This window comes from Bacillus sp. FSL K6-2819 (assembly GCF_038008305.1).
GTDB lineage: Bacteria > Bacillota > Bacilli > Bacillales > Bacillaceae > Bacillus > Bacillus amyloliquefaciens.
The window spans coordinates 2,950,001-2,974,608 of the sequence record NZ_JBBOYV010000001.1; the positions used below are offsets into that span (position 1 = coordinate 2,950,001).

At 44.8% G+C, this 24,608-nt stretch carries 21 protein-coding genes, 1 tRNA gene, 1 rRNA gene, 1 pseudogene and 1 riboswitch (1 of these 25 cut by a window edge); of the genes and pseudogenes, 8 read left to right on the forward strand and 16 right to left on the reverse strand.

Features of this window, described 5'->3' with window-relative positions:
• Nucleotides 1-842 (reverse strand): 16S ribosomal RNA (locus MHH91_RS15430) (it extends 708 nt beyond the left edge of the window).
• A gap of 366 nt (nt 843-1,208) precedes the next feature.
• A riboswitch (TPP riboswitch) is annotated at nt 1,209-1,309 on the forward strand.
• 98 nt (nt 1,310-1,407) lie between these two features.
• On the opposite strand from MHH91_RS15430, the gene thiT reads away from it, so the two are divergent.
• Nucleotides 1,408-1,989, forward strand: coding sequence for an energy-coupled thiamine transporter ThiT (thiT, locus tag MHH91_RS15435; protein ID WP_014470856.1), 582 nt, complete (start codon nt 1,408-1,410; stop codon nt 1,987-1,989).
• Between the two features lie 31 nt (nt 1,990-2,020).
• Here thiT and MHH91_RS15440 read toward each other — a convergent pair whose 3' ends face one another.
• Together MHH91_RS15440 and MHH91_RS15445 are read right to left on the reverse strand one after the other, a co-directional pair.
• Nucleotides 2,021-3,550: a flotillin family protein gene (locus MHH91_RS15440; RefSeq protein WP_013353294.1), complete on the reverse strand. Its 1,530-nt coding sequence runs from the start codon at nt 3,548-3,550 to the stop codon at nt 2,021-2,023.
• A gap of 19 nt (nt 3,551-3,569) precedes the next feature.
• Nucleotides 3,570-4,100: an NfeD family protein gene (locus MHH91_RS15445; protein WP_013353295.1), complete on the reverse strand. Its 531-nt coding sequence runs from the start codon at nt 4,098-4,100 to the stop codon at nt 3,570-3,572.
• Between the two features lie 146 nt (nt 4,101-4,246).
• Here MHH91_RS15445 and MHH91_RS15450 point away from each other — a divergent pair, with 146 nt between their 5' ends.
• A complete protein-coding gene (locus MHH91_RS15450; RefSeq protein WP_013353296.1) occupies nt 4,247-4,735 on the forward strand; it encodes a DinB family protein in 489 nt (162 codons plus the stop codon).
• A 1-nt stretch (nt 4,736) separates the two neighbouring features.
• Here the strand turns inward: MHH91_RS15450 and MHH91_RS15455 are convergent, their stop codons facing one another.
• The 3 genes from MHH91_RS15455 to betB form a co-directional block, all read right to left on the reverse strand.
• Entirely contained in the window at nt 4,737-5,318 is a 582-nt protein-coding gene (locus MHH91_RS15455; RefSeq protein ID WP_013353297.1) for an MOSC domain-containing protein, read from the reverse strand.
• Between the two features lie 70 nt (nt 5,319-5,388).
• Nucleotides 5,389-6,597 (reverse strand): choline dehydrogenase, encoded by a 1,209-nt coding sequence (gbsB, locus tag MHH91_RS15460; protein ID WP_013353298.1) that lies wholly within the window; start codon nt 6,595-6,597, stop codon nt 5,389-5,391.
• Between the two features lie 17 nt (nt 6,598-6,614).
• Nucleotides 6,615-8,087: a betaine-aldehyde dehydrogenase gene (gene betB / locus MHH91_RS15465; RefSeq protein WP_013353299.1), complete on the reverse strand. Its 1,473-nt coding sequence runs from the start codon at nt 8,085-8,087 to the stop codon at nt 6,615-6,617.
• A gap of 200 nt (nt 8,088-8,287) precedes the next feature.
• Here betB and cudC point away from each other — a divergent pair, with 200 nt between their 5' ends.
• From cudC to MHH91_RS15480, 3 genes are all read left to right on the forward strand, one after another.
• Nucleotides 8,288-8,848 carry a choline uptake/conversion transcriptional regulator CudC gene (gene cudC, locus MHH91_RS15470; protein ID WP_013353300.1) on the forward strand — a complete coding sequence of 187 codons (561 nt, stop codon included), beginning with the start codon at nt 8,288-8,290 and terminating at the stop codon, nt 8,846-8,848.
• A gap of 166 nt (nt 8,849-9,014) precedes the next feature.
• Nucleotides 9,015-9,554: a biofilm surface layer hydrophobin BslA gene (gene bslA / locus MHH91_RS15475; RefSeq protein ID WP_014470857.1), complete on the forward strand. Its 540-nt coding sequence runs from the start codon at nt 9,015-9,017 to the stop codon at nt 9,552-9,554.
• 163 nt (nt 9,555-9,717) lie between these two features.
• Complete coding sequence (locus MHH91_RS15480) at nt 9,718-10,386, forward strand: potassium channel family protein (protein WP_014472181.1); 669 nt, start codon at nt 9,718-9,720, stop codon at nt 10,384-10,386.
• A 23-nt stretch (nt 10,387-10,409) separates the two neighbouring features.
• Here the strand turns inward: MHH91_RS15480 and MHH91_RS15485 are convergent, their stop codons facing one another.
• A complete protein-coding gene (locus tag MHH91_RS15485) occupies nt 10,410-11,255 on the reverse strand; it encodes a glucosaminidase domain-containing protein (RefSeq protein ID WP_013353303.1) in 846 nt (281 codons plus the stop codon).
• A gap of 139 nt (nt 11,256-11,394) precedes the next feature.
• The gene (gene hmpA / locus MHH91_RS15490; protein WP_013353304.1) at nt 11,395-12,570 is read right to left on the reverse strand and encodes an NO-inducible flavohemoprotein; all 1,176 of its coding nucleotides are present in this window, start codon (nt 12,568-12,570) and stop codon (nt 11,395-11,397) included.
• Between the two features lie 216 nt (nt 12,571-12,786).
• On the opposite strand from hmpA, the pseudogene MHH91_RS15495 reads away from it, so the two are divergent.
• Nucleotides 12,787-13,427 (forward strand): annotated as a pseudogene (locus tag MHH91_RS15495) (cupin domain-containing protein).
• Between the two features lie 59 nt (nt 13,428-13,486).
• Here the strand turns inward: MHH91_RS15495 and MHH91_RS15500 are convergent.
• On the reverse strand, nt 13,487-13,810 hold the full coding sequence (locus MHH91_RS15500; protein ID WP_013353306.1) for a hypothetical protein: 324 nt from the start codon (nt 13,808-13,810) through the stop codon (nt 13,487-13,489).
• Nucleotides 13,811-14,502: 692 nt separating this feature from the next.
• Nucleotides 14,503-15,633, reverse strand: coding sequence for a response regulator aspartate phosphatase (locus MHH91_RS15505; RefSeq protein ID WP_013353308.1), 1,131 nt, complete (start codon nt 15,631-15,633; stop codon nt 14,503-14,505).
• 387 nt (nt 15,634-16,020) lie between these two features.
• Here MHH91_RS15505 and MHH91_RS15510 point away from each other — a divergent pair, with 387 nt between their 5' ends.
• Nucleotides 16,021-16,224, forward strand: coding sequence for a hypothetical protein (locus tag MHH91_RS15510; protein ID WP_014470862.1), 204 nt, complete (start codon nt 16,021-16,023; stop codon nt 16,222-16,224).
• A gap of 119 nt (nt 16,225-16,343) precedes the next feature.
• Here MHH91_RS15510 and MHH91_RS15515 read toward each other — a convergent pair.
• The 3 genes from MHH91_RS15515 to MHH91_RS15525 form a co-directional block, all read right to left on the reverse strand.
• A tRNA-Ala gene (locus tag MHH91_RS15515) sits at nt 16,344-16,416 on the reverse strand.
• 126 nt (nt 16,417-16,542) lie between these two features.
• Complete coding sequence (locus MHH91_RS15520) at nt 16,543-17,373, reverse strand: undecaprenyl-diphosphate phosphatase (protein ID WP_038463014.1); 831 nt, start codon at nt 17,371-17,373, stop codon at nt 16,543-16,545.
• 91 nt (nt 17,374-17,464) lie between these two features.
• A complete protein-coding gene (locus MHH91_RS15525) occupies nt 17,465-18,625 on the reverse strand; it encodes an AI-2E family transporter (protein ID WP_013353344.1) in 1,161 nt (386 codons plus the stop codon).
• A gap of 178 nt (nt 18,626-18,803) precedes the next feature.
• Here MHH91_RS15525 and MHH91_RS15530 point away from each other — a divergent pair, with 178 nt between their 5' ends.
• Nucleotides 18,804-19,790 (forward strand): Gfo/Idh/MocA family protein, encoded by a 987-nt coding sequence (locus MHH91_RS15530; RefSeq protein ID WP_013353345.1) that lies wholly within the window; start codon nt 18,804-18,806, stop codon nt 19,788-19,790.
• Between the two features lie 31 nt (nt 19,791-19,821).
• Here the strand turns inward: MHH91_RS15530 and MHH91_RS15535 are convergent, their stop codons facing one another.
• The 3 genes from MHH91_RS15535 to tlpB (MHH91_RS15545) all read right to left on the reverse strand — a co-directional run bounded on the left by MHH91_RS15535 (nt 19,822) and on the right by tlpB (MHH91_RS15545) (nt 24,518).
• Entirely contained in the window at nt 19,822-20,346 is a 525-nt protein-coding gene (locus tag MHH91_RS15535; RefSeq protein WP_013353346.1) for a type 1 glutamine amidotransferase domain-containing protein, read from the reverse strand.
• Between the two features lie 65 nt (nt 20,347-20,411).
• The gene (tlpB, locus tag MHH91_RS15540) at nt 20,412-22,514 is read right to left on the reverse strand and encodes a methyl-accepting chemotaxis protein TlpB (RefSeq protein ID WP_441293823.1); all 2,103 of its coding nucleotides are present in this window, start codon (nt 22,512-22,514) and stop codon (nt 20,412-20,414) included.
• Between the two features lie 18 nt (nt 22,515-22,532).
• On the reverse strand, nt 22,533-24,518 hold the full coding sequence (tlpB, locus tag MHH91_RS15545; protein ID WP_014472185.1) for a methyl-accepting chemotaxis protein TlpB: 1,986 nt from the start codon (nt 24,516-24,518) through the stop codon (nt 22,533-22,535).
• Between the last annotated feature and the right edge of the window lie 90 nt (nt 24,519-24,608).

Consider the following 24,608-nt stretch of genomic DNA (forward strand, 5'->3'; position numbering starts at 1 on the left):
TAACACTTAGCACTCATCGTTTACGGCGTGGACTACCAGGGTATCTAATCCTGTTCGCTCCCCACGCTTTCGCTCCTCAGCGTCAGTTACAGACCAGAGAGTCGCCTTCGCCACTGGTGTTCCTCCACATCTCTACGCATTTCACCGCTACACGTGGAATTCCACTCTCCTCTTCTGCACTCAAGTTCCCCAGTTTCCAATGACCCTCCCCGGTTGAGCCGGGGGCTTTCACATCAGACTTAAGAAACCGCCTGCGAGCCCTTTACGCCCAATAATTCCGGACAACGCTTGCCACCTACGTATTACCGCGGCTGCTGGCACGTAGTTAGCCGTGGCTTTCTGGTTAGGTACCGTCAAGGTGCCGCCCTATTTGAACGGCACTTGTTCTTCCCTAACAACAGAGCTTTACGATCCGAAAACCTTCATCACTCACGCGGCGTTGCTCCGTCAGACTTTCGTCCATTGCGGAAGATTCCCTACTGCTGCCTCCCGTAGGAGTCTGGGCCGTGTCTCAGTCCCAGTGTGGCCGATCACCCTCTCAGGTCGGCTACGCATCGTCGCCTTGGTGAGCCGTTACCTCACCAACTAGCTAATGCGCCGCGGGTCCATCTGTAAGTGGTAGCCGAAGCCACCTTTTATGTTTGAACCATGCGGTTCAAACAAGCATCCGGTATTAGCCCCGGTTTCCCGGAGTTATCCCAGTCTTACAGGCAGGTTACCCACGTGTTACTCACCCGTCCGCCGCTAACATCAGGGAGCAAGCTCCCATCTGTCCGCTCGACTTGCATGTATTAGGCACGCCGCCAGCGTTCGTCCTGAGCCAGGATCAAACTCTCCGATAGATAGTTTGACTGACTACGCACATCGCTGTGCGATTTATTTAAAACTTTGAATTAACAGGTACGTTTTGTCTTGTTTAGTTTTCAAAGATCATTACCGCTTGTTGAAGCAGCTTTATTATCTTACCACTCAGCTTCTTTTATGTCAACAACTTTTTTCAAGTTGTTTTCGAAGCTTTTTGTTTTTGTCTGCTGTTCATCAGCGACGTTTAATAATATAACACCCTTTTGAAAATATGACAATAGTTTTTTTAAAAAAAGTCACCATTTATTTTCTTTCATACTTATTTCTGTTTCTCTTCTATAGAAAGATAAGCCGCCTTGTGGTTTGGCATATTTTCTAGTATAGTAAGATTGAACTAAATACTTGATGACCACAAGGGGAGCATTAAAGCTGAGAGTGAACGTTTTGTTCTGACCCTTTGAACCTGTTAGTTAACGCTGGCGTAGGGATGTGGCAAAGCCAAATGAATTGCAGTTTTGTAAGCAGCGCGCGGACCTTTTCCCATCCTTCCCCGCGCTGCTTTTTTGTTTATCCTTGAACGGTTGTCTGACCAGGGGGAAAACTATGAATCATTCAGCACAGCTTGTGCGCTTAATTGAAATAGCGATTATGACTGGAGCCGCCGTCATTCTGGACATTGTGTCAGGTATGTTTCTTCGGATGCCTCAAGGCGGTTCAGTCTCTATTATGATGATTCCGATTTTTTTGATTTCATTCCGCTGGGGAGTGAAAGCCGGACTTACGACAGGCCTTTTAACAGGGATTGTCCAAATCGCCATTGGCAATTTATTTTTACAGCACCCGGTGCAGCTATTTCTCGATTATATCGCGGCGTTTGCGGTTCTCGGTTTCAGCGGCTTGTTTGCTTCCGGTGTCCGCGAATCGGCATTAGCTAAAAAAAGAGGCGCCTTAACTGCGTATGTTATAGGCGGCGTTTTTATCGGCAGTGTGCTGCGATATGCGGCACATACGGTTTCCGGAGCGGTCTTTTTCGGAAGCTATGCTCCGAAAGGCACGCCGGTCTGGATTTATTCGCTCGTCTACAACGCGACTTATATGATTCCTTCTTTTATCCTTTCGGCCATTGTCCTTATTTTATTATTCATGACGGCTCCGCGGCTTCTTGAATCCAAGCGGGCGAACTGAAACAGCAGGCGGGTGTACGCCTGCTGTTTTTTTATTCAGGACTGTGTTCTTCTTTTGAATCTCTGAGTTCTTTAGTAAGTTCATTTATGCTTTGTTTAATGTTTCCTTTGCCTGAAAAATTCTCAATAAGCTCTTTTACATCGATTCCGGAAGATGCTTTCAGGCTTTCCTGAAGACCGGCCATCAAATTGGTTGCGTAACCTGTGACTTTATTTGCTCCGCCGTTTTCACCGCTTCCTCCTGTATCAACGACGGTAATTTTATCAATGTTGGAAAGAGGAGCTGAGACTTGCTTCGCATATTCAGGCAGCATCTTCACAATCATATCAAGGATTGCGGCTTTTCCGTATTTTTCGAAAGCTTCGGCGATTTTTTCTTTAGCTTCCGCTTCCGCGAGACCTTTCAGGCGGATAACTTCCGCTTCGGTTTCCCCTCTCGCCTTTTCAGCCTCCGCTTTAGCAAGACCGTCAATTCTCACGCGTTCGGCTTCCGCTTTAGCCATCGCTTCGATACTGTATTGCTCGGCATCCGCTTCTGCGAGCTGCTTCGCTTTTGCGGCTGCGGCCGCTTGTTCTACCGAATAACGGTCAGCATCGGCCTTTTTCTTCACTTCAGAGTCATATTGGCGCTCACGGCGCAGAATTTCTTTTTCTTCCAACTCAATTTGCTTTTGCCGCTCAATAATTTTAATTTGCATTTCCTGCTCTGTCACCTGCTGGCGGGCTTTTGCAGTTTCGAGGTCATATGCCTGGTCGGCATTGGCTTTTGCTGTGTCTTGCTCTCTTCTGTATTCCGCCATTTTCAGCTGATTGATTTTCTCCGCTTCAGCTATTTCCGTCGCCCGCTCCAGCTCTGATTTTTTTGCGTCTTTATCAGCCGCCGCGCGTTTGATTCTCGTCTCTTTATCCGCTTCTGCCGTGGCAATGTCCGCATCCCGCTTGACTTGGGCAATTCTCGGCTTACCTAATGATTCAAGATAGCCGTTTTTATCGCGGACATCTTTAATCGTAAAGGAAACGATGATCAGCCCCATTTTAGCAAGATCCTGAGACGCGACCCGCTGGACTTCCTGAGAAAACTTTTCCCTGTTTTTATAAATCTCTTCAACAGTCATAGAGCCGAGGATTGAACGCAGATGGCCTTCAAGCACCTCCCGCGCCTCCTGTTCACGGTCTTCTTTAGATTTTCCTAAAAATTGTTCAGCGGCTGTTGCGATTTCACCGATGGAGCCGCCGATTTTTATAATGGCGGTGCCGTCTGCCATTACCGGCACACCTTGTTCTGTATAAACCTCGGGTGTAGAGACATCTAGTTTGCTTGACAGTAAGCTGAGAGGTTCTGCCTGCTGGAATACCGGCAGCACGAACGTTCCTCCGCCCCGGACGATTTTCAGGCGATTTCCGCCTTCATCAATGTGGACATTCTTACTTCCCAAATAACTCCCGGTCACGATGAGGGCTTCGTCCGGCCCCGCCGTCCGGTACTTCGTGATAAATACAGCAATAAGTGCGATAAGTAAAAAGAATACGATTCCGATGACGATGATAATCGGCATAGTCATATTAGTTCCTCCTTAGAAATCAGATTGGTTCATGCGGCGTCACAAAAAGCACTCCGTCTTTCACGTCAATGACTAATACGGCCGTTCCGTACTTGATCTGTTCTTGATCAAAGCTGACCGCAGATTTAGAAATGGCGCCCCCGATTCCTTCTATTATCACTTCTCCATAGCCGCCTTTCGGAACGGAAGTAATGACCCTGCCGACTCTGCCCTTTAAATCCGTCTCCCGATAAACGAGCGATTCTTCCGCTGATGAAAGCGGCACAAGGACGAAGAAGTGAAGCAGGCTGACCAAAAGAACTGAAAGAGCAAATGAAAGTAATGCAATGACAGGACTTGAAAGCGGAGCGGCGATTTCGCCGATGTAACCTGAGGCTGAAAAGATTGTCAAAAACGACAATATCAATGTTGGATTTAAAAATGTAACTGGAATGGCTTCCGAGAGGCCGTGAAAAACATCTTGAAAAAACAGAATCAAAAGCGTGAGGCTCCCCGCAATAATCAGTGTGTAAAGATAGATCGTTTCAAGCGGCAGATGAAATATGTCCATATACTATCCTCCTTTCGGCCCGGATGTCGGAGTGTTACTTTATATACGGGCGGAAAGGAGAATGGTTTCAATTTTCTAACAATAGAGGCTGATTACATGATTATCCAAGGCCGATATGATATGTTTACTCCAGAGGAGGAGATAGGATGAGTATTTTTAATGAAGCCAGACAGCAGACCTGGGAAGAACTGAAAGGACTCTCTGATGAGGAATTCAACCAAAAGCCCGCAGCTGATGAGTGGAGCATCCGGGAAGTCCTTGACCATTTAAAGAAAATTGACGAAACAGCACAGACTCTTTTATCGAAGCATGCAAAAGACGCACCGTTAAAAGAAATTGAAGAAAAACCGATGGAGTTTATCGAGGACAGAACAAATAAACGGCCGGCTCCGTCACACCTCGAACCTGAGCAAAACCGAATATCAGTCATTGAAGCAAAACAAGAATTAGATACGGCAAGACAGCAGCTGACCGCCGTTATTTCATCATTAAACGAGGAAGACTTTAAACGTGTGCTTCCGCATCCCGTTTTTCAAGAACTGACGATCCGCCAGTGGATTGATTTTATCGGTCATCATGAAATGCGTCACATCAATCAAATAGAAGAAATCAAACAAAAAATCGAGAAGGTCTGAGTCAGACCTTCTCGATTTTTTTCTTGACGCGTTTCGGTTCATAAGAATGAATGTCGACCGGATCACCCGTGCATATGTCCCCCGGCCGTTCAACAATACAGACAATCCCTCTTCTGCCTATCGCGTGCCTTACAAACGCCGCAGCGAGTTTTGGCTGATCCGGATAAAAGGATTGAATGACTTCTCCGGGCTGAATGCACGGGTCATTTTCTCCCTCGCACAACAGAGACGCACCGCTTGGAAATATGATTCTGTTTCCTTCTTTAAGCGACGTTAGTGCAGAAAAACCGCTGATTGCGATATTCGCGCCAAGCCATTCGGGAAAGATATGAGAAATCCCCATGGCCTCCGCAATGTCATCACATTCCTCCATGGACACGATTGAAATTTGTCTCCGGTTAAAAATTTCCGTTCCTCTTTGATACATGGGCTCACGCGCGCCGGCTTTTTTCGTCAGTCCGAAATGCAGGTCACCGGGAAACCCGCCGTATTCCGCCCGAAGCTTGTCCATCTTTTTGGTAACAAATTGTTCCGTATCCGCTATATATACGCCTTCCGTCTTTGCTGTTATGCGCTTCCACACAGCCATCACCGCCTTTTTCTTGACATTATCCTTAAAAAACCCCGCTCTGTAAAGGAGCGGGATTCATTTATTATACTGTTTTCGGTGTTAAGTCAAAGCAGCGTTTGTAAATCCAGTTGTATGCTTTCTCATTCAAATCTCTTGGGTTTCCGAATGTTTGCGGATCTTTCATCGCTTCTTTTGATAAACGCTCAATCATGTCCGGAGATACGCCTTGTTCTTCTAAGCTCGGAACCTCTAAATCTTTTACGAGGTCATACATCCAATTAACAGACGCTTTGGCCGCTTCTTCGGTTGTCATTTTGCTTGTATCGATTCCGAATGCTTGGGCGATGCGGGCGAATTTATCCGGATATCCTTTCCAGTTGTATTCCATTACCGGTCCCATCATAGCAGCGACACATTGTCCGTGAGCGACAGGGATGATGCCGCCGAGCGTCTGGCTCATTGCATGCGCCGCGCCTGCTGATTCACTGCCGTATGAAAGTCCGGCAAGCATCGCCGCCTGCGCCATGCCGTATCTCGCCTCCAAATCTTCTCCGTCCGCAAACGCGCGCTTAATATAATGCGCCGCATATTCAATGGCCATTAAAGCCACGGCATCAGTGATCGGCTGCGCGAATTTCATCGTATAGCACTCGATGGCATGCGCGAGGGCATCAATACCTGTCATGGCCGTCACATGCGGAGGCATAGATGTGTGAAGCTCAGGGTCAATGACCGTTAAATGCGCGGCGATTAGCGGTCCGCCCGTATTGAATTTAAATTCTCTTTCCTCGTCTGTAATGACCGCCCATTGCGTAACCTCTGAACCTGTTCCGGCAGTCGTCGGAATCGTTGTCAGCGGAGGAATACGGTTTTCCAGCGGTTTTTTGCCTTCCGCGGCTTCATAATCAAGCACGCTTCCTTCGTGTGTCGCTTCTACTCCGATCGCTTTCGCCGTATCCATCGAGCTTCCGCCGCCGACAGCCACAAGACCGTTGCAGTTTTCTTTTTTATACAGTTCAGATCCTTCGTTCACAAGTCGTACAGGCGGATTCGGCTCCACTTTGTTAAACAGGACGACTTCAATGCCCGCTTCCTGCAAGGATTCAATGACCGGGTTTGCCACCCCCGCGTTATAAATTCCGGGGTCTGTTACGAGCAGCGCTTTTGTGACGCCAAGCGCTCTGACTTCTTTTCCCGCGTGCTGAATCGCGCCGATTCCGTGTTTAATAACTGTCGGGATTTCAAATGTATGGAATTTATGCATGCTTTCTACTTTCATATTTAATGTCATATTGTATCTCCTCCTTATTATGCTTTAAACCAGTTAACCGCTGCAGGTTTTGTGTTGCGGTAAATATGTTTGACTTCCGTGTATTCTTCCAGGCCGATTTTGCCGAGTTCGCGGCCGAAGCCCGATTGTTTGTACCCGCCCCACGGCGCTTGCGCGAAATACGGGTGGAAATCATTGATCCATACCGTTCCCATCCGCAGTTTTTGAGCTACTCGTTCGCATTTTTCAATATCCTTTGACCATACCGCCCCGGCCAGCCCGTAAATGGTATCGTTGGCCAGTCTGATCACCTCTTCTTCAGAAGAAAATGACTCGACTGTTAAAACGGGACCGAAGATCTCCTCTTGGACAATCCGCATATCAGACTTGCAGTTTGAAAAAATAGTAGGTTCATAGAAGAAACCGTTCTGAAGGGCGGGATCATCAGGACGTTTGCCGCCTGTTTCCAGCTTTGCCCCTTCTTCGATTCCGATTTCTACGTATTTTTCAACTTTGGCCCGATGCTCGGCGGAAATCAGCGGACCGCTTTCCGTATCTTCATGAAAACCGTTTCCTAATTTGATGCGTTTCGTACGCTTGATCAGCTCGGCTAAAAATTCATCATGAATCGCTTCATCCACTAAAAGCCGGGAGCCTGCCGAACAAACTTGGCCGGCATGGAAAAACACGGCGTTCAGCGCTTGATCTGCAGCTGTTTCAAGATCAGCGTCTTGGAACACGATATTCGGATTCTTGCCGCCAAGCTCCAGAGCAATCTTTTTCACGTTGCCGCTTGCCGCCTGCATAATTTTTTTGCCTGTTTCAATTCCGCCCGTAAAGGACACCAAATCGACGTCTAGGTTTCTCGCCAGCTCGTCACCGACAGAGGCGCCCGGTCCAAGCACAAGATTGGCGGCTCCCTTTGGAATACCGGCTTCTTCTATTAATTGAAAGACTTTAATGGTTGTCAGCGGAGTAATCTCGCTCGGCTTTAAAACGATCGTATTACCGGCCGCAAGAGCAGGAGCGATTTTCCAGCTCGCCTGAAGGAGCGGATAGTTCCACGGCGTAATTTGTCCGCACACGCCGATGGGCTCTCTGACGATTTTACTTACGGAATCAGGAATCGGAGATGAGATGACCTCGCCCCCGTCTTTATCCGCCAAACCGGCATAATACTGAAATACATTTGCGATATCATCCATATCAGCTTTGCTTTCTTCGATTGTTTTTCCTGTATCAAGCGATTCCAGCTCAGCTAATTCGTTCAGATCACGTCTGATTAATTCCGCAATTTTCAGAACAAACTGGCCGCGTTCCAGCCCGGAAAGCACCGGCCACTCCCCTTCATCAAATGCTTTTCTGGCTGCGGCGATGGCTTTCACCGCATCGTCCCGGTCTCCTTCACATACCGTTGCAATTTCTTCTTGATTAAATGGATTGATGATACGGCGGGTCTGCTTTTTTTCTGCACTGATCCATTCACCGCCGATATAAAGCGTTTTGCTCATGAGAGTCCTCCTTACCGAAAAGTAAGTTTGTTAAATAAAAATTTAATGTTTTTAACAATGTTAATTTAACACATGTTTTTTGACCTGTCAAAACCGGGCTTGTCCGTTTAGGTTTTGACATTTTGTCATGATTCGTTAAGATTAAAAACATAAAGAAATGACTTAACAAATTTAATCTTCAAGAGGAAAAGAGGGACAGTATGGATGAAAATCCAGAATTCGCAGCTATAGAACAAGCAAGGGATCTTGTCATTGATTCCATTGCCGAGACGATGGATCTTTACGGAATCACCCGGAGTGTCGGGATTTTATACGGAACGATGTATATGAGAGATGAAATGACGCTTGACGAAATGCGTGAGGAACTGCAGATGAGCAAACCGAGTATGAGCACCGGCGTCAAAAAACTGCAGGATTTAAATGTGGTCAAAAAAACCTTTCACCGCGGCACACGGAAGCATACGTTTGTAGCGGAAAAGGATTTCTTTACGTTTTTCACGAATTTCTTCCCGCCAAAATGGGATCGGGAAGTTCAGGTAAATCTGTCCGCCATCGTACAGGCCCAGGCGGATTTGCAGGCTGTTTTGCTGGCAGAGGAAGGCAGCACGGAATTACAGGAAGAAGCACGCCGGTTATACGATCAGCTTGAAAGCTCAAAGGCCTATTATCATTGGCTGAAGCGGCTTGCCGAATCGGTGCAGAGCGGAGAGATTTTTAAATTTATTCCGATAGAGACGGAAGAAAAAACGCCTGAATCGTAACCAGGCGTTTTTTCTTCGTCATTTTTCGACGTGATTTGATTATTTTCGGGAAAACATAGGAAGATAACCCCATTTACTTCCATTAAAATTGATGGTAAATTTTTATAGGTATGATCGTTCTTTTTTAAGAACAATCAACAAATTTTTTTTAGGGGGATTTATGAAAATGAAACACAAGTTTTTCTCAACTGTCATGGCAAGTTTATTCGGCTTGGTTTTACTTCTTTCTCTGCCGACAGCGTCATTCGCCGCTGAGTCAAGTTCAACCGTTCACGAGCCGGAAATGTCCACAAAGGCGACTGCTACATTATTTGCAAAATATACAGGTGCCAGCCAGCAGGAATGGTCATTTTCTGATATCGAATTGACGTACCGCCCGAACACGATTCTGAGCTTAGGCGTTATGGAATTTACCCTTCCAAGCGGATTTACGGCTACAACAAAAGATACAGTAAACGGACACGCTTTGCGTGAAAGACAGATTCTGAATAACGGCAAAACAGTCAGACTTCCGTTAAACATTGATTTAATCGGCGCGGCGGAATTTAAGCTTTCTCTTAATAATAAAACGCTGCCTGCTGCAGGTACATATAAGTTCCGCGCAGAAAATAAATCATTAAGCATCGGCTCTAAATTCTATGCTGAGGACACAATTGTTGTTCAAAAACGCAGCACACCGCCGACACAGCCTTGCAACTGCAAATAATTGCGGAAACGGACCGGCACAAGCCCATCGCTTGTCAGCCGGTCTTTTTTTTGTGCTGTTTTCTTTCTTCCGGCTCTCACATTGACAAACCTTTGAAACAGGAGTACATTCTTGTTTGTTGTATTTGGAGTGACGAAAACAGTTTCTTAAGGAGTTATGAGGATTGGGAAGAATCAAAAATAAACAATTTGCCGTCATCGGGCTCGGCCGTTTCGGCGGAAGCATCTGCAAAGAGCTTTTTAAAATGGGGCATGAGGTGCTGGCCATCGATATCAGCGAAGAGCGGGTCAACGCATACTCCTCTTATGCCACGCATGCCGTGCGGGCGAATGCGACAGAAGAAAGCGAGCTTCATTCGCTCGGAATCAGAAATTTTGAATATGTCATCGTGGCAATCGGCGCCAACATTCAGGCAAGCACGCTGACGACGCTGTTATTGAAGGAACTGAACATCCCTAATATTTGGGTGAAAGCGCAAAATTATTATCATCACAAAGTACTTGAAAAAATCGGCGCTGATCGTATTATCCATCCGGAAAAGGATATGGGTGTGAAGATTGCGCTAAGCCTTTCGGATAAAAACGTCTTAAATTATATTGATTTGTCAGATGAATACAGCATCGTGGAGCTTTCAGCCACGAAAAAGCTGCATTTAAAATCCATTCTGGAGCTCGGCGTCCGGGCCAGGTTCGGCTGCACCATTCTTGCCGTGAAACATAATGGAGACATTCAGCTGACCCCTTCTCCGGAGACTGTCATCCGCGAATGTGACTGCCTTGTGCTGATGGGACATAAACGTGATATTAAAAGATTTGAAACTGAAGGAATGTAAAAAAGCCGGCGGCCGCCGGCTTTTTATGTTTCTTCATTTAACTGGACGGCCGTTTGGTCAACCCAGCCGATCAGCTCGTCTTTCACCTGAAATTGATACCAGACGGATTCTCCGTTTTGCTTTTCGGATACGACTTTAATATGCTGGCCGGTAAACTTTTGCGCCGATGCCAGTTTAATAGAATGCTGCTCTTTCGACGGCTTGGACCATACGTCTTCAATGGCGTGGTCTTTGATGGCGCCTTTCATATCAACTGCTTTAAGAGAGGCATTGATTTTGTCAAATTCATTCAACTTATATGTTTCTATGACATCTTTAAGTTTTTCCGCATAGTCGGGATCTGTGGCGTAGCCGGATTTTTGAAGGGCAGCCGCCGCAGTTTTATAATCGTCCGCTTCTATGACGGGTTTATACTTCTTTTTATTCCAAGACGTTCCGTTAACAAATAGTTTGGCGTGGTCATCCATGGATTCAAAGAACGTGTTGTATTTACGGAATTTTGCCCGAATCGTTTTCCGTTTTCCCTTTTCAAATTCATCCGTTTTCATCGTGACGTGTTTTCCTTTATAATCACCTTTTACACCGAACAGATTGCGCGCTTTCCCCGCAAGCTCACTGTTCCCCCAATCCGATTCGAGAATGGCCTGTGCGAGGGTGATGCTCGGAAGGACATGATATTTCTCATATAAAATCTGAGCATGCCCGGAAAGGCTGTCAATAAAGACCTGCTGCCCGTCCACTTCTTCTGGCGGTTTTTCTTCCGTCACTATGAATTTCGAAAACACCATAGATATCAAAAATAATCCGAATATAAGAGATACAGCAAAAAGGCACCCCAGCACCCTTTTGGTCTTAGCTTTCTTTTTCATATCAACCTTCCTTTAATTCCGGAATCACTAGATTTATAATTTTACTGTTCATTGATGAAAATTTCAATAAAATAGGGAAAAAGACGGAGAAAGAACACATTGTGCAAATAAAAAAGACCCCCAAAGAGGAGTCTTTTTATTAAGCCATGCTCAGCTGAGGGCCGAACAATTCATATTGAACGGAATCAGAGTCAAACCCGAGCGCAAGAATCATGTCTTTCATCTGCGTCATAAACGAGGCTGAGCCGCATAAGTAAAATTCAGTATCTTGATTCAGGTGAAGCTGTTCTAAGAAGCTTTGATCAATCCGGCCGCTGTAAAAAGGCTTGTCTACTGAGCGGTCTTGTTCTGACGGCTCACTGTATACATACATGACGTTACTATTCGGATTGTTCGCCGCAGCTTGCTCAGCCTCTTCACGGAACGCGGCGTACTCTCCGTTTTTCGCCGCATGAATAAAAGTAATGGAACGCTCCGGCTGTTTTTCGGCGGCTGTTTTCAGCATGCTCATCATCGGCGTGATTCCGGAACCGGCACTGAGAAGGACAGCCGGTTTTTTGGCGGAAGACAGCTTGAAATCTCCGGCGGGTGCGCTCACTTCAAGTTTATCTCCTTCTTGAACTTCATTGTGGAGATGAGAAGAAACCGCTCCGTCCTTTTTCACAGAAATCCGATATTCGCCTTTTTGGGAAGCATCAGACAGGCTGTATTGGCGAATGTGCGTATAAGAAGAATCCGCAATGCGCACTTTAATGCTGATATATTGTCCCGCTTCATATTCAGGAAGCGAAGAACCGTCACTCGGTTTAATATAAAATGATGTAATGTCTTTGCTTTCTTTCGTTTTCTTTATAACCGTAAATTCTTTATATCCCTGCCATCCGGCCTCATGGTACATATCCTTTTCAATGCCGATGAAAGCCTCCGCAATTACGCCGTACGCTTTTTCCCACGCCTGCATAATATCAGGAGTTGCGGCATCCTGCAGCACATCCTTAATCGCCAGAAGCAGATATTTTCCGACAATCGGATAATGTTCCGGCTTTACCCCGATGCTTGTATGTTTATGGCCGATCTGTCTGACCGCCGGAATGATTTGCTCTAATTGATCAATATTCGCCGCAGCCGCAATGACTGCATTTGCCAATGCCGCGCGCTGAGTCTGTTTCTTTTGGTTAGTTTGGTTAAACATATTTAACAGTTCGGGATGATCTTGAAACATCAGGTTATAAAAGCGTCCGGTGATGTTTTCTCCATGTGTTTTTAATACGGGTACTGTGCTTTTGATGATGTCTATCGTTCTCTCATCCAGCATGTTAATCCTCAACCCTTCTAAAGATGTATTTTTAATATATCTTTATAGTAAGAGATATTTCGAAAAAAAGATATATCTAAAATGAATCTTTAAAAAAGCCGTCACAATATTGTGTTCAATTTGGAATTTATGGGTTCTGGTTCCTTTTCTTCACCCGCTGAAACAGGGATACATATACTTGGAAATATACGTTTTAAGATGAAAGCAGGGGATCGCATGGTTTCTTATATGGATTACACGTCTCCTAATACACAGTTCACTTACGATGTGAATGAGAGCCGTTTTTTTACTAAAGATCATCGGAACTTTATCAATGTATTGGGGATTAAACAGTTAAACACGCTTGAAAATATTTCATTATTAGATATCTTTCTGAGCAAGACAAATGTGATTGAACCGCATACCCATCAAAACGCCGCTGAATTGGTGTACTGTATTTCGGGTTCCGCAACGGTGTCGATGCTGAATCGTTCACCCAGAAAATACAAAATTACCCGATTACCCCCGGACAAGTGGCGAATGTTCCGCAGGGGTGGTGGCATTATGAGATCGCCACTTCAGACAAAACCCATCTTTTAGCCAGATTTGACGCCCATACGCCTGAAGTGATTTACGGCTCGGATATTCTCCGTCTGACGCCGCCTGAGATTATGGCGCATACGTACTGTCTGAATGAGCATGAATGGGAAAAAGCCGTTTCACCGATCCGCAAATCAACTGTGATAGGTCCGGATCAATACTGCGGGCAATCTGAAAACACGGATATTTACGATATGAATAAGCCTTATCAGCCAAATACGCATTATCCGAACGATCCGTATCGATATTATCCTCAGCCGTTATATTGGAGATATTAAGGGGGGCGCATCCCTCTTTGACAAAAAAGCCCTTCTCATTAGAGAAGGGCTTTTGATCATTACGGTCCGGTTCCGCAGCTTACTTTGTACATACCTTCGGGTAATTTTTTCGAATAACATAATTGCGGCGTCTGCCCGGTTTCATCTTTCCAATCGAACCAATTTACATAATAAAGATTCCCCGCCTCATTGTCGTCTTCTTCTTTATGAAGAATCGCAAAGTAACTTTGATACGGATATCCTTTTTTATAAATTTCATGCCTGATTGCTCCTTTTTCTGAAGCAGACGTGAAGACGACAGGAGAAAGAACCGGAAGCGCCGTTAGAAAAAAAAGCGCCAGCACTGCTGAAAGAGATAATATAAGATGGATTTTCTTTTTCATTTTTCTCTGATTCCTTTATTTCGTAATGGAGAAGTATATAGAGGCTGCTGCAGAGGGTTGAAGACCTTAAATCAGCTTCTGTTGCTTTTCATTCTCCCCCCTTCCTTAAAACCCGCAAAAAAAGAATAAAGACACAGACTAAATAATTCTTTTTTCCTTCCAACCTCACACTATTATACCGGATTACACTTTCCTCCGTGGTAACATTTAGTCTGAATTCATTATGAAAGGATATAATCATGACAGTTTTTTCGAAGCACACCCCCTGCTTGCGCAAAGCAGCGCGCGCGTGCCGGATGGTCAATCTAACGAACTCTCCCATGCCCTAAGGCGATTATTTGAAAAGCGGAAAAATCGAAGACGTTATCTTGCTTGATCTGTTTTCAAATGAAAAAAAGCCTTTTCCGAAGAAAAGGCCTAATATATTCATGTTTGAAGGCGATCAGAAGCTACTTGGATCGTATCTTGTGCTTGTTTTTCTACTGAGTTCATACCCAACCCACATACTAAAGTCAATGACAGACCCAGGACGACGAAGACGCTCTTTTTAAAATTCATACAGGCACTCTCCTTCTTAGGTTTGATTACGATCAGATGAAACTTGATATGATCCATCAAATGAAACAGCCGATGCCGTTAGACCGACCCCTGACATTAAAACAACAGCCGACACAATGATAAATACGCCTTTTCTAAAATTCATACAGGCATTCTCCCCTCTGAATTTGTTTTTGCGTTTGAATCATTTTTTGATGATAAATATATGATTTGTCATATTGCTTTGACTCTGCATAAACAGCAGCCGTATCAAGAGCAATATCTTCTACATACGAATAGTTTTTATTTTTCTCAAGGTAATCAATTGTTTTTTTGATTCCCATTTGGTCTATTGCGTTAATGTATAAAGCCTCCAAATATTTTTGCAGAGATTCAAACAGCTTATCCCCTTGATATATAGCTGATGAAAGTCCTTTTTTGCTGATTTGAATCGCCTCGCTTGTTTTCCCTTGTTTAAATAGAAGCTTTGCGTATGTAAACAAGGAATGCGGAAGGTTGCCCAATTTATACTTTTCAGAAATCTCCGCTGCTTTTTTTAAGTAGATTTCAGCTTTACTGTATTCTTCTAAGTCTCCGTAATTCTTTCCTATGTTGTAATAAGCAGAACTGAGCAGCCTTTCATTATTGTTTACTTGTTTCGACAACTCTAAAGCTTTTTCTAAATGCGGCAAACTTTTTTCATAACGTTTAAAGTCAACATAATTCCCAGATATGACGAACAGACATTGAATTTTCCGGACTTTATACAACTCATACTGATCGTAAATATCGAGCGCTTGCTTTACGTGATGCATGGAGACGTGGCTTTGTTTCATACCGTAATATGCTTCAGCCAGTTTAAAATGAAACTCCGCTCTCTCAATTTCATCATGCACATGAATGAGTTGTTTTTCAGCCTCTCTATAAAAGCCGATCGCCTTTACATACTGCTTCTGATCAAATTCATACATGCCGCGAAAAAATAAAGAATAATAGCACAGCAGGCCGGAAATGCCTTTATTTGATGCTTCGATTTTTTCCAGCAACTCGTCGATTGTCGGTCGGACTCTGACAGTTACCGGCTCTAAATAATCAAGCATGAGTTGATGGCGGAATTTCATGAGAGAATAATATATTAGTAAATACTCGTCTTCTTCCATCTCGTTTATCTCTTGTTCCACTTCCGCTTTCAAAATCTCCGCATCCGGAACACTGAACTGACGTATCATTTTGTACCATTCATTAATCTTAACGCCAACCTCCGATGATGGTAAAACAGGACTCACAAGGCCACTCCTCCTTTTATATAATATTCTAACATTTCCAAATTATGTTTAAACGAAAAAAAACCGCAATTTGTTTCGGTTTACCGTGAATATGATCATAGTTTTGTTGGATAAAGAAAAACTCGTTTCTTATACCATTAGACAAGTTATAGGTTACCTATTATTACATAACTGTTTGAAATAACCATTCTGTTTGCGATAATAAAACTAATGTATGGGGAATATAAATAGGGAGGGGATAAGGATGTGACATTTTAAAATGAGTCTTACTTTATCACTCAAATGTTTTGAGCTCTAAGAAAATGTGTACTTTGGTTAGGCGTTTATAAGTAGACTCTCTACAAGTCTACTTTATTTTTTTCTCATAAATAAACGAGGTGAAAATCAATGGATGGTATAGAATTTTTAGAGAATATGACACGACTTGGAGTAATCATTTTGGTGTTTTCCGGCTATGCTGTTTATTGGAAATTAGGTAAAGCAAAAAGAGAGCGAGGGCTTACAAAATTTGAGGCTTGTCTTAGGTTCTCTGTAATGTTTGGCATAATAGCATGGGGGGTTTCGACTCTTGCTTTGAGTTTATGGTCATAATCTTTTTTGTCGATATAAATTTTCGTCCCCAAATTGTCCCCAACTACTTTTTTGGGTTATTGGCTCTGCTGTGTTCCAGACAAATAAAAAAACCCTTATAAAATAAGGGTTTAAAGGTATGGAGCCAAGGGGGCTCGAACCCCTGACCTCTACGCTGCCAGCGTAGCGCTCTCCCAGCTGAGCTATGGCCCCGTGCGGTAACGTCATGTTTTATTATAGACGAGTTTTCTTTAAATTTCAAGCCGGAAATTCAGTTTGCCTACATTTTTATGAGATGTTTTTCAAACATAAAAAAAGACCCTCGAGGGGCCTCTTCGGTTATCGGACCAACATGATTAAAATAATGCCGAGGATAACACGGTAAATGGCGAACGGGACAAGCTTAATCCGATTAATAAGCCGAAGAAAGAATTTGACGACTAAGAGAGCAACGACAAAGGCGCAGATAAAACCGACAAGAAAAAACGGAATCATGTCAGGAGAAAGACTGCTCCAGTATTTCACCAGCTTCAGAAGGCTTGCGCCCGCCATAATCGGAATAGCCATAATAAATGTGAAGTCTGCGGCTGCCCGGTGATTCAAGCCGAGAATGACACCTCCGGCAATCGTTGAGCCTGAGCGGGAAAAGCCGGGCCACAAGGCGAGACATTGGAATAACCCGACACAGAAAGCCTGTTTGTAGGTAATTCTGTCTACTGTATCGATCGTTTCTTTCCTTTTATTGATCCAGTCTGCAATCAGCATAAGCACGGCTCCGGCAATTAATCCGTAAGCGACCGTTCTGACGGAAAATAAGTAGCGGTCAATGAAATCCTCAAATAAAAAGCCGAGAACCGCCGCCGGAACAAGACCGACAGCAATTTGCGCGATGGTCAGCCTGTATCCCTTCTGCTGATCGCGCGTCACGTTTTTTTTGAGGCCGAGTAAATTTAATATCCGATCCTTAAATACAATAGCCACCGCTAAGATCGAACCGAGCTGGATCACCACTTTGAAGGAATTGGCGGCTTCCGGATTCATCAGGCTTCCGGATTTCAGCCAGATGTCATCCGCTATGATCATATGTCCCGTGGAAGAAACCGGCGCGTATTCCGTCAGCCCTTCCACGATTCCCAAAACGGCTGCTGTGAACATCTCCCATAGTGTCATCCTATTCTTCCCTTCATTCGTCATTTACAAAAGAGAAGCTCTCCTTTAAAGGAAAGCCTGTCTTATAATAAATATCATGTCCGTTCCGATTTTATGACTTCGATACAGCATCATTTTTTTCTTCTTCATATAAATGCGAGCGCATTTTGAACCAATCAAACAGATGGGTTGTGACCACTTTGATGACCGCATACCCCGGGATGGCTAAAATAATGCCGACAACCCCGAACAGCTTTCCGGCGGTTAAAAGAACAAAGATGATGGTAATCGGGTGAATGTGAAGATTTTTCCCCATGATCTGCGGAGAGATTAATTTTCCTTCCACGAGCTGGACAACGGTCCAGACAATCGCAAGCTTCAGCAGCATAAGGGGCGACGTGACCAAAGCGATAATAATCGCCGGCGTGATGGCAATGGTCGGCCCTAAATACGGAACAACGCTCGTACAAGCGGCAATGACCGCAAGCAGGGATGCATAATCAAGTCCGATAATCAGATAGCCGATAAATAATAAAAATCCGATGCAGAAGCTGACGATGATCTGCCCTCTGATATAAGAGCTTAATCTGTGGTTCATTTCGCTCAGCATCGTATACGTTTGTTCTTTCAGACGGGTAGGCACAAACTTTAATATATAAAACGGCAGTTTTTTGCCGTCTTTCAGCAAATAGAACAGAATAAACGGAACAGTCACAATTGAAATGATCACTTCCGTCAGCGCGCCGATAAAATTCCCGACCCCGGTAAATGTGCTGTTTGCAATTGTCGCCGCCTGCGCCGATACTTTATTTGCAAGATCGGAAATGTTGATATTCATCGTCTTTTGCGCCTGATTTACAAAATCGCTTCCGATCAGGCTTTTCGTCTGATCTTCAACAATATCCACATATTTCGGCAGGTTGTCGATCAGGCTCATAATCTGTTCCTTTAAAAACGGAATAATTGAAACGATCGTAATCGAAATCAGACCTATTATAATGAGGTAAAGGAGCAGGATGGAATACACTCTTTTCACTCTTAATTTTTCCAATATATCTACGATCGGATTGAGCAGATAATAAACAATTCCTGTCAAAATGACGGGGAGCGCAATTGTTTTGAGCAGGACGATAATGGGTGTGAAAATAAATGATGTCTTCGTAAAGACAAGGATATTGAGACCGATGAGCAGCAATACAAGCAAAAACAAGACAAATTTATTGTCCAAGAAAAACTGTTTAAATCTGCCGCCCCATGTTTGCAATGTTTCCACTATTGTTCCTCCATCATATGTATTTTACCTAAATTGTACACTATCGTTCCTGTAATGAAAAATAATAACCGGCCTCTATGGGAATTTTTCCTATATCTTTGCCGGGCAGTCTTTTTTCATTTATGTTTCTGTGAAAAACAGCTATAATGTAAGCCAATACATAGAAGGAGCGATAGCAATGATTCGATTTGCAACAGTCGGAACGAATTGGATTACAGAACGATTTCTGGAGGCGGCTTCTGCTATTGATGATTTTCAATTAACGGCGGTTTATTCCAGAACTGAGGAACGTGCGGCGGAGTTTGCCGGCAAACACGGCGCTGCTCATTATTTCACCAGCCTAAAAGAAATGGCAGAAAGCGAAGCTTATGACGCGGTGTATCTCGCCAGCCCGAATGCATTTCATAAAGAACAGGCGATCCTTTTTATGGAACACGGCAAGCATGTGCTGTGCGAAAAACCGTTTGCGTCTAACGCAAGGGAAACGGAAGACATGATTCACGCAGCTAAAGCGAACGGCGTTCTTTTGATGGAAGCCATGAAAACGACGTTCCTGCCGAACTTCAGCATGCTTCAAAACCACTTACATAAAATCGGGCCCATCAGAAGATTCACGGCAAGCTACTGCCAATATTCATCACGATATGATGCATATAAAAACGGAACGGTGCTTAACGCGTTTAAACCTGAACTATCGAACGGATCGTTAATGGACATCGGCGTGTACTGTATTTATCCGGCCGTCGTCCTGTTCGGCAAACCGAAAGACGTCATTGCGACCGGTCACAAATTATCATCCGGCGTTGACGGCGAAGGCACGGTTATTCTGTCATATGACGGATTTGAAGCGGTGCTGATGCATTCAAAAATCTCAAATTCGTTTGCCCCGGCGGAAATACAGGGTGAAGACGGCACAATCGTACTGGACAGCATTCACGGGCCGGAACGGGCGGAAATCCGCTATCGTGACGGACGCACGGAGGACATTTCCGTCCCTGATTCGAAACCGCCGATGTATTACGAAACGGCAGAATTCATCAATCTTCTTCGAAACGGACAGCAGGAGTCTTCCGAAAATACCTTTGAGCGTTCTTTCATTACGGCAAGCATTATGGAAGAAGCAAGAAAACAAATCGGAATTGTCTTCCCTGCCGATCAAAACTAAAAACCTCCGCCCGGCTTCGGGCGGAGGTTTTTTATTTGGATGCTAAGAGATCAGCGAACGCTTTTGCATAATGCGGAAGGTCAGGCGGACGGCGGCTTGATACAATGTGGCCGTCAGTTACGACAGCTTCATCCAGCCACTGTGCCCCCGCGTTTGTCATGTCATCTTTGATGCCGGGCGTACTCGTTACTTTTTTCCCTGCGAGAATTCCGGCCGATATGAGCACCCAGCCCGCGTGGCAGATCTGGCCGATCGGCTTTTTCTGCTCATTCATCGTACGGATGATGTCCAAAACTTCCGGATATCTTCTCAGTTTGTCAGGAGCCCAGCCGCCAGGCACGAGCACAGCATCATACTCCTGGATAATCAGGCTCTTAAAATCGTAATCCGCTGTCGCGGGCACGCCGTATTTTCCTTTGTATGAACGGCCGGCTTCTTCTCCTATTAAATGAACGATCGCGCCCTCCTCCCGCAGCCGGTAGACCGGGTACCAAAGCTCTAAGTCTTCAAAGTCGTCACTGACAAGCGCTATGACTTTCTTGCCTTCTAATCTCATCACTGCCACTCCCTTCTTTTATGTAAGTGTATCGCTTTTTTCAGCGAAGGAAAAGAAACAGCTCGTTACAGCTGCTCTTCGTCTTCAGACTGAATCGTAAATTTCCGCGTAACCTGCTGCAATTCTTCCGCCATATGGGCAAGTGTTTCGGCTGATGAACTGATTTCTTCCATGGAGGCAAGCTGCTCTTCGGCTGACGCGGCGATGTCTTGAATGCCGGCAGATCCTTCTTTGGCGACTGCGGTAATATCCTCAACCGCGTTTGTCACGTTTTGTGACCCGGCCGCGAGCTGCTCAAGCGTTCCGTTCATGTGCTGCAAAGCGCCTGAAATCTGAGTCGTCATTTCCGAGATTTTTTTGAAGCTTTCGGCCGTTTGATCCGTAATATCGAGTCCTTCCTTCACATCTTGATTCACCGCTTGGAATACAGAAAGCGATGTGGCGATTTCTTTGACGATTTCCTGAATCAGCGTTTCGATTTCCTTGGCGGAGTCGGCTGATTGCACGGCAAGCTTTCTCACTTCTTCCGCAACGACGGAGAAGCCCCGGCCGTATTCGCCGGCTCTGGCCGCTTCGATGGCCGCGTTTAAGGCAAGCAGGTTTGTCTGATCGGCAATGCCGTTAATGACGTTCAAAATGCTCTTAATGTCGTGCGATTTTGTTTCCAGCCCTTTTACGACTGCTTCCGCCTGCTGTACGGAACGATCAATTGTTTTCATCTGGCCGACCGTTTTCGCTACTAATTCTTCTCCGCTTCCGGCCGTATCAGAGGTTTGGATGGCGGATTCAGTGATTTCCGCCGATACATTCGCCGTCTCGGCAATGCCTGCATTCATTTGGGAAAGATGGTCTGCACTTTCTTCCAATTTTTCGCTTTGTGATTCGTTTCCGTTTGAGAATTGTTCAATCGCCAGTGTGATATGCTCTGTCGCCTTGCTTGTCTGTCCGGCAGATGCCGTCAGCTCTTCGGATGAAGAAGCGACATGTTCGACGGATGATTGGATGACACCGATGACAGACCGGAGTGATGCTGACATCTCATTGAAGCTTTGGCTGAGCTGTCCGAATTCATTTTTCGAACTGATGTTAATGACTTCCGTTAAATCGCCGTCACTGATTTTAGCTGATGTCGAGACAAGTTTTTTGAGCGGTTTTGAAATCGCGCGAATGATAAAAAAGATTAAAATCCCGCCGACGATAAGAGACACCGCAAGAATGATCAGCGCCATTCTCATAACAGGCAGGGCTGCATCATGTATCTCACTGACAAAAAATGTGCCGGCGATTTTCCAGCCCGTCAGTTTGTTTGTCGTGAAGGCCATTTTCTTTTGCTGTCCTTCAAAGATGTATTCAAACGTTCCGCTTGTTTTTGAAAATACTTCTTTTGTCCACTCCCCTGAGCCTTCTGTTCCCGCTTTTATAGTCGGATGGGCGATGTATTTTTTATCTCCCGTTGTAATAAAAGCAAATCCTTTATGACCGATCTGGACGCGTTCGGAAGCGTTCAGCAGGTCTCCCAGATTTATATCAAGCGCCACTACGCCTGATCCGTCTTTTGTCTGCTGAGCAATCGTAACGACCGTTTGTCCGGTTGCAGCGTCTTTATAGGGCTCGGTAAATACCGGCTGTCCGTTTTTTTCAACCGCTTTTGTATACCATTCTCGTGTGAGCGGATTGTAATCGGACGGCATGTCAACGGACGGATATTTCACGAACGCTTTGTCGCGAGACGCGGCATACACTGATGCAACATCGTCATTTACGGTGACATACTGCTTCATGTTTTCAAGCAGTTCGGATTTATTTTTCGTTTTCATTTTTTCCTTTGTGATTGATTCACTGTAATAGTCAATTGCTTTCAGCTTGCCGTCGAGCATGTTTTCCAGCACGCTGTTGAGTTCGTTGACATTTCCTTGAGCGCTGTGGGTCAGTTCGCTTTCTAATGAACTCCCCGCCGTTTGGTAGCTGAAGTAGGCGAGTATGCCGACCGGAAGCACCAATACGGCTAAAAATGCCGCGATAAGCGGCTTGCTGATGGATGGCTGTTTGATCCAATGTATCAGTTGTTTCATTTTTTTCAGTCTCCTTCTTTGAAAGCTAAATCTATTATCGTCAGCTAGGACAAAAGATTTATTAAAAAAACTAAAAAAAACACCCAAACAGCACATTTGGGTGTCTTTCTACTATTATTCTATTTTAAATTGTTTCGTCATATCACGTAATTCTTCCGCCATTTGGGATAACGTTTCCGAAGACGAACTGATTTCTTCCATTGAAGCCAGCTGTTCTTCGGCCGATGCGGCGATATCCTGAATGCTGGCGGAGCTTTCTTTTGCGATGGACGCGATTTGCTCGGAGGCTCCTGAAATCTGCTGCGATCCGGCTGTCAGCTGTTCTACCGTCGCGTTCATGTTTTGAATTTCTCCGGCGATCTGGTTCGTCATTTCAGAAATCCGTTTGAAGCTCGTTTCGGTCTGATTCGTAATATCAAGTCCGCTCTCCACCTCTTTGTTGACGGATTGGAACATGCCGAGAGATGTATTGATTTCATTAACGATCTCTACAATCAAGCTTTCGATTTCTTTCGCTGAATCTGCAGACTGCACCGCAAGTTTTCTGACCTCTTCGGCTACGACTGAGAAGCCTCGGCCGTATTCTCCCGCACGGGCCGCTTCAATTGCCGCGTTCAGCGCAAGAAGGTTTGTCTGATCAGCAATTCCGTTAATGACACGGAGAATGTTTGTAATGTCTTTTGATTTTGTTTCAAGGCCGCGCACTACTTGTTCAGCTTCTTTCACTGACCGGTCAATGACGTTCATTTGGCCGACCGTCTGGTGGACGAGCTTCCCGCCTGAATTGGCGACTTCCGCTGATGTGACGGAGGATTCGGTAATGACGGCAGATGCTTTCGCCATATCTTTAAGCCCGCTGTTCATTTGATAAATATGTTCCGCCGCGCTTTCAATTTTTTCACTTTGGCTTTCATTTCCGTTAGAAAATTGTTCGATTGCCAGTGTGATATGTTCGGTTGCCTTGCTAGTCTGCTCTGCTGAAGCCGTCAGCTCCTCTGATGAAGACGCGACGTTATTCACGGAATCCTGAATGGTATGGATCAGAGACCTGAGCGAGGCGGCCATATTGTTGAAACTTTTTCCAAGCTCGCCTAATTCGTCCTTTGATTGAATCTCGATCGTTTCAGTTAAATCCCCATCACTGATCTGTTTCGACGATGTTACAAGCTGTTTGAGCGGTTTTGTGATGGAACGGATAATCAGCACCATGACGATGGTTCCGATGACAATCGCTAATACGAGAACGAGCAGGGACAGATGAAGGATCGGCAGCGCCGCTTCATGAATTTCGTCCAGATACATCGTTCCGCTGATTTTCCAGCCTGTCAGCCCGTTCGTATCATAAGCCATTTTCTTTTCCTGACCGTCGTAGGTGTATTGAAAATCACCTTTTTTACTGCTGTACAGCTGTTCAGCCCAATCCCCGTTTAATACTGTTCCTGATGTGCGGTTCGGGTGGGCGACCACTTTTTTGTCTTTCGTCAGGATAAAAGCATAGCCTGATTTTCCGATGTTCACTTTTTTTGTCGTTTTCAGAAGCTCTTCGATTTTCATATTGATGGCGATGACTCCCGAGCCGTCTTTCGTCTGCTGCACGATCGTCACGACCATCGTATTGGTGGAAGCCGTGCGGTAAGGATCTGTTACAACAACTTTCCCTTTGTTTTCCACGGCTTTTTTATACCAATCTCTTTCAATCGGATTATATCCTTTAGGCATCTGCAGGTCGGGATACCGGGTGAAATGGCCTTCCGTGTCACTCGTATAGATGGATTCCACGTCTTTATTGATTTTTATATACTCACTGAATTTATCCGTAATTTGCGATTGGTTTTTCGGCTTGTACCGATCCTTGGTGAGCCAATCGCTGAAATATGCCGCGCCGTCTTCCTTCTGGCTGATGCTTGTATTGATCATATCATTAATCTGCTGCACATTATCTAATGCGCTTCCCATCATCTGCCTGTCAAGCGTGCTTACCGCCGATTGATAAGCGATAAAAGCCAGCGTTGAAATAGGAAGAATAAGAATGGCTAAAAAAGAAATGAGCAGTTTTCTTGTAAGCGATCTCTGCTTGATAATTTGCACAATTTTTTTCATCTGCTATATCTCCTCTTGCATGTTTACCCTTCATATCGGCAATTATAGGTAAATATACATATCCTAAAAGAAGAAATATAACGAAGCATA